A 5,597-nucleotide genomic window follows, 5' to 3' on the forward strand; every position below is an offset into this window, starting at 1 on the left:
CGCGCTCGAGCGCCTGCTCGATCTGCGCGTTGTACATGGTGGCCTGGCCGGGCTCGACGATCACGTGGCCCTGGTCGCAGAAGCGCCGCAGGTCCATGGCGCCGGCCAACAGCGGGTGGCCGCGCCGGGCCACGCCCACGAGGCGGTCGCGGAACAGCGGGCGCACGCGAAGGCTGGCGGGGGGATTGGGGAAGTAGGTGATGGACACGTCCACTTCGCCGCTGCTGAAGATCTCGCCGAAGCGCGTGGGGTTGGGGCCGACGATGCGCAGGATCACGTGGGGCGCGCGCCGCGCGAGTTCCTTCACCAGCGACGGCACCACCACGAAGTCGATGTAGTCGGTGACGATCAACGTGACGGTGTCGTGCGCCTGCGAAGGGTCGAAGTCGCGGCGCTCGTGCATCAGCGCGTCGACGTGGCGCAGCGTGTCGGCCAGGCGCGGCGCGATCTCCTGCGCGCGCGCGGTGAGCACCAGGCCGCTGCCGCTCTTCACCAGCAGCGGGTCGTTGAACACCGTGCGCAGCTTGGACAGGGCCAGGCTCATCGACGACTGGCTCATCTCCAGCCGTGCCGCGGCTCGCGTGACATGCGCCTCGCGCAGCAGCGCGTCCAGCGCCACCAGCAGGTTCAGGTCCAGGTCGCGTAGCCTCATGGGGATCGTCTTGTCGATGGCGGCTATCGGTGTGGCGAATTGCGATCGAAGGCCTCGTTTGAGTTTAATCAAGGACAGCAGAGAACAACGGAGACAAGCCATGCATTCCCCACCGGCCGGTGGCGCCGCGCGCCGCTAGCGCGCGCCCGCGCCACGCGGCCTTTCCCTCCCCCTCACTCCGCGGCGACGAGCCGCGCCTTTCGTGCGACACCGCATCGCGCGCGGCTGCGTGCCGCCTGCCTGCGCGCCGCTTCCCTTCAGGAGACCCACCATGGAACAAAAGATCCCCACCATCCGCGTCACGCGAGAGCAGATGCGCCAGCGCGTCGCGCTGTTCAGCGAGATCCGCGGCCACGACGGCGGCCTGCCCGACAGCCGCCACCCGAGCGCGCTGCGCAAGCTCTACAACATCATCGGCTTCCAGCCGCCGAAGAAATCCGATGGCACGGTGGTCGTGTCCCCCGTGGGCGACGAGGCGGCCGAGGCCGCGCACATCAAGATCAGCGAGGGCTTCAACCTGGGCTTCTGCGAGGCCGCGCCGGGCAAGGGCCCGATGATGCACAACCACGACACCAACGAGACCTTCATGCCCATGACGGGGCAGTGGCGCTGCTCGTGGGAGGTGGACGGTCAGGTCGAGAGCTTCGACCTCGGTCCGTTCGACGTGATCTCCTTTCCCGCCGGTGTGCAGCGCCGGTTCGAGAACGTGAGCTTCGGCGAGCCGGACAAGACGCACTGGCTGATGTTCGTGATCGGCGGCGACGCGCCGCAGGCCGAGTTCTCGCCCGAGGCGCACGAGCGCTTGATCGCCGAAGGCTTCATGTCGGCCGACGGAAAGTACTGAGCCATGCAGGAAATGCTGGACCGGCTGGAAAGCCGCTACGCCTGGTCTTCGCTCGAGGTCGATGGCGTCGAGTGGCGCTGGCTCGACACCGCCGGCAAGGGGCCGGCGGTGCTGCTGCTGCCCGGCTCCGTGGGCGATGGCGCGATGTTCGTTCGCACCCTGCTGTCGCTGGGCGAGCGGCTGCGCCTGATCGCCGTGACCTACCCGGCGCTGCCCGAGGCCCCGCGCCTGGCCGACGGCCTGAAGGCCGTGGTCGACCACCTGGGGCTGCCGCCCTGCGTGGTGGTGGGCTCGTCCTTCGCCGCCTGGTGGGCGCAGTTCTTCGCCCTGCAGTGCCCGCAGCAGGTGCGCCGCCTGGTCATCGGCAACGGCTTCACGGACGGCGGCGACCTGGCCGCCAACCCGCTGTTCGACCCCGCCTGGGTGGCGGGCGTGTCGCCCGAGGCGCTGCACGCCACCTGGCTGGAGCGCGTGGCCAGCGCGCCGGTGTCGCCGCTGCAGCAGCTGCAGCGCGTGATGCTGGCCAAGCGCCAGTCGCCGGCCAGCCTGCACTCGCGCTTCGCCGGCGTGACGCAGGCGCGCGCCTGTCCCCCACTGCCCCTGGAGCCGTCGCAGATCGTGGTGCTGGACTGCGCCGACGATCCGCTGATCCCGCCCGAGGCGCGCGATCGCCTGCGTGAGCGCTACCCCGGGTCGCGCCACGTGCGCCTGCAGAGCGGCGGCCACTACCCGCACCTGCTCAACCCCGAGGCCTACGAGAGCCTGCTGCTCGACCTCAGTTTCGAATGACCCCTATCCGAGGAGACAAGCCATGACATTCGCCCATTCCCTGCTGGCCGCCGCGCTGGCCCTCGCCGCGTCGATCGCCCACGCCGACAACTTCACCCTGCGCATGGGCGGCGGGCACACCACCGGCCTGACGTACATCAGCGTGTACGACGGCTTCTTCGCCGACGAGGTGAGCCAGCGCGTGAAGGCGCGCACGGGGCACAACCTGCGCTTCATCAAGGCCTGGGGCGGCAGCGTCGCCAAGGTCGACGGCGCGCTGGAGGCCGTGCAGAAGGGTTCGCTGGACATCGGCCTGTCGCCGATCGGCTTCGAGCAGGCGCGCGCCGGCCTGCTGAACTACAGCGCCTACATGCCCTTCACCGCCGACGACCCGGTGCTGCAGCAGAAGGTGGCCTCGCGCATGCTGAAGGAAGTGCCGGCGCTGCAGGAGAGCGTGAAACCCTACAACGCGCACATCCTGGCGCAGATGGTGACCGAGGCCTATGGCGTGGCCACCAGCTTCGACTGGCAGCGCGTGGATGAGCTCAAGGGCAAGCGCATCGCCATGGCCGGTACCAACGCGCCGCTGTTCATGCCCACGGGCGCGGTGCCCGTGACGCTGGGCATCGGCGAACACTACCAGGCCATGCAGAACGGCCTGGCCGACGGCAGCCTGTTCATGGTCTCTGGCATGGAAGCCTTCAAGCTGCGCGAGGTGGCCAAGGTCTGGACCAAGACCGGCTTCGGCTCCTACAGCACCTTCGTGTCGTTCATGAACCTGAACACCCGCGCGCGCCTGCCGAAAGAGGTGGTCGCCATCATCGACGAGGTGGCCGAAGAGGCGACCGCGAAGATCGCGGCCGCCAGCCGCCAGCGCGACCTGGACATCGAGGCCCGCCTGCGCGGTTCGGGCACGCAGATCCATGCGCTGTCCGACGCCGAGAAACGCCGCTGGGCGGAGCTCGTGAAGGACCTGCCGGGCCGCGCCGCCAAGGAGCTCGACGCCAAGGGGCAGCCCGCGACGCAGGTCCTCAAGACCTATGTCCGCTTCCTCGAGGAAGCCGGCTACAAGTTCCCGATCGCCTACCCGCTCTGAGCCGCCGTGAAGAACCCATTCGACACGTTGCTGAAGGCGCTGCACGCCATCGGTGCCGCGCTGCTCGCGCTGCTCACCCTGGTCATCTGCTATGACGTCGCGGGCCGGTTGCTGTTCAACCACCCGTTCGCGGGCACGGCCGAGCTGACCGGTGCCGGCCTGGTGCTGCTGACCTTCCTGCAGGCGCCCAGCGCCATGCGCCGCGGCAAGCTGCTGCGCGTCACCTTCCTGCTGGAGCGCCTGCCGGCCCGCGCGGCCGGCGCACTCGTGGGCGCCGCCTGGCTGATCGGCGCGCTGGTGTTCGCCACCTTCCTGGCCTCGGGCTGGGCGCCCGCCATCGAAGGCTGGCGAAGCGCGGAGTTCTACGGCAACGACGCGTTCCGACTGCCCGCCTGGCCCCTGCGCTTCGGCACCTTGCTCTTGTGGTCCGTGGGCGCGCTGGTCTGCCTGCGCTTGTGCGCGGACGCCTGGCGCGGCCGCGGACCGAGCGAGCCGGTCCCGGCCGATTGAGAGGAGATTCGCCATGTTCTTCGAAACCTGGGCCGCGCTGTTCGTGCTGGTGGCCCTTGTCATTCTGGGCGTGCCGGTGGTGTTCGCCTTCGCCGGCAGCGCGCTGTTCGGCCTTTACTTCGCGCTCGGCGGCGTGTGGCCGGCCATGGACCTGGTGGGCCAGACGGCGCTCTCCGGCATCAAGGACTACAACCTGGTGGTGATCCCCTGCTTCACGGTGATGGGCATGTTGATCGCGCACTGCGGCGCGGCGGCCGACCTGTTCAGTGTGATCAACCGGCGCCTGCGCGGCGTGCCCGGCCGCCTGGCCGTGGCGACCGTGGGCGGCAACGCCGTGTTCGCGGCCGTGACCGGCGTCGGCGTGGCCTCGGCGGCGGCCTTCAGCCACGTGGCCTATCCCGTGATGCGCGACCACCGCTACAGCCGCAGCTTCGCCACCGGCTGCATCGCGGGCAGTTCGGTGCTGGGCCTGCTCATCCCACCGTCGGTGTTCATGATCGTCTGGGCCATCCTCACCGAGCAGTCGGTGGGCAAGCTGTTTGCGGCCGGCGTGGTGCCGGGCCTGCTGCTGGCCCTGATGTACGCGCTGTACTGCGGCGTCTACGCGAAGCTGCGGCCCGACGCGGCCCCGGAGAGCGACGACGCGGCAGCGCCGGCCGAGCGCGGCGCGGCGCTGGGCGCGGCCGGCGTGGGGGCGCTCATCGTGGTCACGCTGGGCGGGATCTGGTTCGGCTACTTCACGCCCACCGAGGGCAGCGCGGTGGGCCTCATGGGTGCGCTGGTGGTGGCCTGGCTCAAGGGCATGCGCTGGACCGGCATCCGGGGCGCCTTCGTCGAGGCCGGCCACACGGTCACGCCCATCATGCTGCTGCTGCTCACGGCCACCATGTTCAGCAAGCTGGTCGCGCTCAACGGCATTCCGCAGGAAGTGCAGGCGCTGCTGCAGGCCTGGGGCCTGGGTCCCACGGGCACCATGCTGTTCATGGTGGCGGTCTGGTTCGTGCTCGGCATGATGATCGACAGCATTTCCATCATGCTGCTCACGGTGCCGATCTTCTGGCCCATCGCCATGTCCATGGGGTTCGATCCCATCGTGTTCGCCCTGATCGGCATCCTGGTGATCGAGGCCGGCGTGCTCACGCCCCCGTTCGGCATCAGCGTCTTCGTGGTGAAGGCGGCGGTGCCCGACCCGCTGCTCAAGGTGCAGGAGATCTTCCGCGGCGTGGCGCCCTACTGGATCCTCATCCTGCTGCTGGCCTGGACCATCCACACCTGGCCCGCGCTGGCGACCTGGCTGCCCTCGCGGATGTGAGTCCCGGGCATGGGCCGGCTTGCCACAGCCGCGGGTGCGGATACCCCAGGGAGAACCGCTCCGGTCGGCTGTGGCAGGGCTTTGACCGTCATTCGGACTAGGCGACCGCCCAAACCGGTGGGGTCTACACCGTGCTGGTGGAGGGCGACGACATGACCGAACCAGTGGCCGACGAGACCCGGTCCATTCTCGATGGGCACATCGTGCTGTCGCGCAAACTGGCGGCGGCTAACCACTACCCAGCCATTGACGTCCTGGCCTCGGCCTCGCGGGTGATGGGCGCCCTGGTATCCCCTCAGCACAAGGCCGCGGCCGGCCGGGTGCGCGAGCTGTTGGCGAAGTACGACGAGATCGAGCTGTTGCTGAAGGTCGGCGAGTACAAGAAGGGCGCCGATCGGGTGGCCGATGTGGCGAT

General features: G+C 69.5%; 6 protein-coding genes and 1 pseudogene. 6 read left to right on the forward strand and 1 reads right to left on the reverse strand.

Annotated features, from left to right (window positions below):
- Positions 1-652, reverse strand: a 652-nt coding sequence (locus BGO22_RS20120) for a LysR family transcriptional regulator (RefSeq protein WP_286852280.1), incomplete at its 3' end; no start/stop codon positions are given.
- A gap of 271 nt (positions 653-923) precedes the next feature.
- Between BGO22_RS20120 and BGO22_RS20125 the strand changes: the two genes are divergently transcribed.
- From BGO22_RS20125 to BGO22_RS20150, 6 genes and pseudogenes are all read left to right on the forward strand, one after another.
- Positions 924-1,496 carry a cupin domain-containing protein gene (locus BGO22_RS20125; protein WP_116959960.1) on the forward strand — a complete coding sequence of 191 codons (573 nt, stop codon included), beginning with the start codon at positions 924-926 and terminating at the stop codon, positions 1,494-1,496.
- A 3-nt stretch (positions 1,497-1,499) separates the two neighbouring features.
- Positions 1,500-2,285, forward strand: a complete 786-nt coding sequence (locus BGO22_RS20130; protein WP_286852281.1) for an alpha/beta fold hydrolase — start codon at positions 1,500-1,502, stop codon at positions 2,283-2,285.
- Positions 2,286-2,307: 22 nt separating this feature from the next.
- Positions 2,308-3,360 (forward strand): TRAP transporter substrate-binding protein DctP, encoded by a 1,053-nt coding sequence (gene dctP, locus BGO22_RS20135; RefSeq protein WP_286852282.1) that lies wholly within the window; start codon positions 2,308-2,310, stop codon positions 3,358-3,360.
- Between the two features lie 6 nt (positions 3,361-3,366).
- On the forward strand, positions 3,367-3,870 hold the full coding sequence (locus tag BGO22_RS20140) for a TRAP transporter small permease (RefSeq protein ID WP_204743601.1): 504 nt from the start codon (positions 3,367-3,369) through the stop codon (positions 3,868-3,870).
- A gap of 13 nt (positions 3,871-3,883) precedes the next feature.
- Positions 3,884-5,182, forward strand: coding sequence for a TRAP transporter large permease (locus tag BGO22_RS20145; RefSeq protein ID WP_286852283.1), 1,299 nt, complete (start codon positions 3,884-3,886; stop codon positions 5,180-5,182).
- Between the two features lie 125 nt (positions 5,183-5,307).
- A pseudogene (locus BGO22_RS20150) lies at positions 5,308-5,597 on the forward strand (ATP synthase); the annotation flags it as partial.

It is taken from the genome of Hydrogenophaga sp. 70-12, from assembly GCF_001897365.1.
GTDB classification, from domain to species: Bacteria; Pseudomonadota; Gammaproteobacteria; order Burkholderiales; family Burkholderiaceae_C; genus Hydrogenophaga; species Hydrogenophaga borbori.

Coding starts and splice junctions, on each gene's coding strand:
- BGO22_RS20130 (WP_286852281.1), top strand. CDS start 1,500: ATGCAGGAAATGCTGGACCGGCTGGAAAGCCGCTACGCCTGGTCTTCG.
- BGO22_RS20145 (WP_286852283.1), top strand. CDS start 3,884: ATGTTCTTCGAAACCTGGGCCGCGCTGTTCGTGCTGGTGGCCCTTGTC.
- BGO22_RS20125 (WP_116959960.1), top strand. CDS start 924: ATGGAACAAAAGATCCCCACCATCCGCGTCACGCGAGAGCAGATGCGC.
- dctP (WP_286852282.1), top strand. CDS start 2,308: ATGACATTCGCCCATTCCCTGCTGGCCGCCGCGCTGGCCCTCGCCGCG.